This window comes from uncultured Rothia sp. (assembly GCF_916049665.1).
GTDB lineage: Bacteria > Actinomycetota > Actinomycetes > Actinomycetales > Micrococcaceae > Rothia.
This window is the reverse complement of sequence record NZ_CAJZIE010000110.1, coordinates 1-3577: the sequence shown is the minus strand read 5'-3', so window position 1 is coordinate 3577 and position 3577 is coordinate 1. Positions and strand designations below refer to the sequence as shown.

4 protein-coding genes are annotated in these 3577 nt (G+C 61.9%); all 4 read right to left on the bottom strand.

Going from position 1 to position 3577, the window contains the following annotated elements:
- Positions 1-887, bottom strand: an 887-nt coding sequence (locus QZ540_RS08260) for a peptidase E (protein ID WP_294629129.1), incomplete at its 3' end; no start/stop codon positions are given.
- Between the two features lie 324 nt (positions 888-1211).
- A complete protein-coding gene (locus QZ540_RS08255; RefSeq protein WP_294629127.1) occupies positions 1212-1868 on the bottom strand; it encodes a non-canonical purine NTP pyrophosphatase in 657 nt (218 codons plus the stop codon).
- A 38-nt stretch (positions 1869-1906) separates the two neighbouring features.
- Positions 1907-2638: a ribonuclease PH gene (gene rph, locus QZ540_RS08250; RefSeq protein ID WP_294629125.1), complete on the bottom strand. Its 732-nt coding sequence runs from the start codon at positions 2636-2638 to the stop codon at positions 1907-1909.
- A 121-nt stretch (positions 2639-2759) separates the two neighbouring features.
- The coding region (locus QZ540_RS08245; protein ID WP_294629123.1) for an MBL fold metallo-hydrolase at positions 2760-3577 on the bottom strand (818 nt) is incomplete at its 5' end.

Genomic DNA, 3577 nt, shown 5'->3' with positions numbered 1-3577 from the left:
GTGAAGGCGAGCATCCAGCTGTGGCGGCGTTCGTAGCTTTCGCGGGTGGTCTGCAGCGCCGCAATGATGCGGTGGTCGATCAGTAGCTCAATCTTACGTTCGGTGATTTCGCCCAGACGCGCGTAGGACCCGAAGGCACGGTTCGCACCGCTGCGGCGAGGCCACTTCGTCACCGCACCGTGCGGTACTTCCCCCGCAAAGGTGAAGGGACCGGTAATGGTGCCGGGCAGGCGCAAACGCTCAAAAGGCGCAGTCGGCAGGAAGGTCGTCAGCAGCTGATCGGAACTTACCGACTTGCCCCAGCGCGCCATCTCAAAGATGGTCGGTTCGGGACCCACCGGGTAGAGGCGCGGCATCTTGCGACCGAATTCGTCAAAGCCCTCAATAAACTCACCGTTGGAGCTGTACCCGGGCATGGTCGCGCCGAGCGGGCGGGTCCACGAACCCGAGTACGGCTTGGTCAGGTGCGGGTTTTCCACCGGCAGAATGCTGGTGCGAGCACCCAGGTAGGCGGGCATGCGCGAGAGGTTACGCCAGGCGAACTTCGCGGCAACCGCCTCGCGCCACCACATCGGGCGTTTGCCGGGAGTCTGACCGCCCAGGCAATGCATGAGCAGCCAGAAGCCAGCCCAGCCGAGAGTACCGGCAACAATCACCCACAACACCACGCTCAGCACCAGCTGGAGGGTGCCGGTCGCCCACAGATTCGTGGCAATAACACCCATCAGCGCCGCCCACGCCACCATGACGTACGGGCCAAGAGTAATCATGGGATCCACCACCTTGACGGCGGCAATCACGCGGCGATTCAGGCCTCGCCACACGTAGGAGTAGGACCAGCATCCGGCGGCAAGGGCTAGTGCCATCAGCAGAAGAAGGATGAACATCGGTGCGTTCTCTTTCGCGGCAGGGTTTTCTACCGGGGTCGGTGACCGGCGGGCATCGGGCAGATGCCCCGCTGACAGATGCACTGTTGAAATGCTCCTCAACGACAAAACTCGTCTGCCGAAGGTACCTTCAGCAGACGAGTTCTTTGGTGTCACTAACCCTGAGGTAAAGCTTCTTTACCTATTGTGCCTTTAATTGGTATCCCCGTGGGGGATTTTAGGGGGATGCACGAAAAAATCGTATCCAACCCCCGCGTTTTCACCCATCAGACCGGCACAGCAAGTAAGCTCTGGTGCCTCAGCGTCAGTTTTAGACAGCGGTTTTTAGGATGCCAGCGCCGCCGCGATCTGAGGAATCAGCGCCTCAAAAGCACGCGCACGGTGGCTAATCGAGTTCTTAATCTCGGCGGGAATCTCAGCGCAGGACTTGCCCGCATACTGCCCCTCGTACAGGGCGTTCTCACCATTCAGCTCCACGGGGCGCAGAATCGGGTCGTAGCCGAAGCCGCCCTCCCCTGCCGGCGCGGTCAGCAGCTCGCCGGGCAGCTCGCCGTACTCAACTGCCTCAAAACCGTTCGGGGAAGCAACCGACGCTGCACAGCAGAACTTCGCGCCGCGGTGCTCGGCAGAAATATCGCTCAGCTGAGCCAGCAGCAGGTTCAGGTTCGCAGAGTCATCGCCGTGGCTACCCGCCCAGCGCGCCGAGAAAATACCGGGAGCGCCGTTGAGCACATCCACCGACAGACCAGAATCGTCAGCGATAGCGACCAGACCGGTTGCCTCGGCAACAGCGCGCGCCTTCAGCAGGGAGTTCTCAGCGAAGGTCACGCCGGTCTCGGGAACATCGGGTGCGTTCACGCTGGAGGCGTCAACCACCTGGGTGTCAACGTCCAGGCCGTCAATGCGTCCGCGCAGAATTTCGCGCAGTTCCTTGAGCTTGCCCTTATTGTGGCTTGCCAGAACAATCTTTGCGTCTGCCATAGTTTCTCCTTATCGACGGAACTAGTTACCGGGACGGGTTAGTGTGCCAGTGCCTCACGCTGAATCTGCGCCAGCTCAGCGGTGCCTTCCAGCGCCAGGTCGAGCAGGCTGTTAAGCTCGTCGCGGTCGAAAGGCGCGCCCTCGGCGGTGCCCTGAACCTCCACGAACTTGCCGCTGCCGGTGACGACCACGTTCATGTCGGTCTCGGCGCGCACGTCCTCGGTGTAGGGCAGATCCAGCATGGGGGTGCCGTCGATAATGCCCACCGAAATTGCGGACACCGAATCAATCAGAGGGTTCGCCTTAGCGGAGATAATCTTCTGCTCCTTCGCCCAGGTGATAGCGTCAGCCAGCGCCACGTACGCGCCGGTAATCGAAGCGGTGCGGGTACCGCCGTCAGCCTGCAGAACATCGCAGTCGAGCACGATGGTGTTCTCGCCCAGCTCCTCCATGTTGATGACCGCACGCAGGGAGCGACCAATCAGACGAGAAATCTCGTGGGTACGACCGCCCACGCGGCCCTTCAGCGACTCGCGAGAAGAACGGGTATTGGTGGCGCGCGGCAGCATGGCGTACTCGGCGGTCACCCAGCCCTTACCCTCGCCCTTGAGCCAGCGCGGCACGCCCTCGGTGAAGGATGCGGTGCACAGCACGCGGGTGTTGCCGAACTCGATGAGGGCGGAACCCTCAGCGTTGCGGGACCAGCCGCGGGTAATGGTGATGGGGCGCAGTTCGTTGAGGGCGCGGCCGTCTTCGCGGGTTGCAGTCATGGGTTCTCCTTAAGTCGGTCGTAAGACCTGTGTCTGTCTGTTGAGTCTGTGTTAGTAGTCTTAGTGCTGGTGCGAAAAGGCGTGTACGGGATTCTTACACCTGGTCCAGCTCGGGCTTCGCCTAATCTAGCTCGGGTTTAGGGAGCGCAATCGCGGTGTTCAGCGGCGGGTCGAGTACCTCCACCACGTTCAGGGTGGAGGTCACCGGGTGAGCCGGCGTCGGGCGCGGGTAGATGCGGTAGCTTGCCGCCATCTCTGCAACACCCACGGGGCCGGAGAACGCGCTACGTGCCTCGGCACGGGCAATATCCGGGTCGTTCCACACGGGCAGATGGGTCAGCAACAGGTTACGTACGCCCGCATCCTGCGCCGCCTCACCGGCACGCTTACCGGTCAGGTGAATGCCACGCAGGGCATCGTCGCGGCCCTCCTGGTAGGCTGCCTCGCAGAGGAACAGGTCGGCACCGCGAGCAGCCTTAATCAGACCCTCGCACAGGTCGGTATCACCCGAGTACGCGAAAATCGTGTGACCCTCGCGGTCGTTGCAAGTAATACGCAGCGCGTACGGGTCCTTCGAGGGGTGCACCACACGGAACGGCTCCACGCGGAACGGGCCAATCTGCACGGGCTCACCCTCGGTCCAGGTGTGGTACTCAAACTCGGTGCTCATACCCGGATCAGGGTCCAGGCCGTGAGTTGCCGAAAGGTACTCGTTAATCGCAGCGGGACCGTACAGTGGAATACGTCCCTTGGGCCAGCCGCGCGGATCCCACTTAACCGCCACGTGCAGACCGGACAGGTCAATGCAGTGGTCCGGGTGCAGGTGCGAAATCAGAATCGCGTCGATATCACTCAGATTGATATGGCGCTGGAGCATACCGAGAGAGCCGTTGCCCATGTCCATGATGATGCGCCAGGTTCGACCCGCGAAGTCCGTGG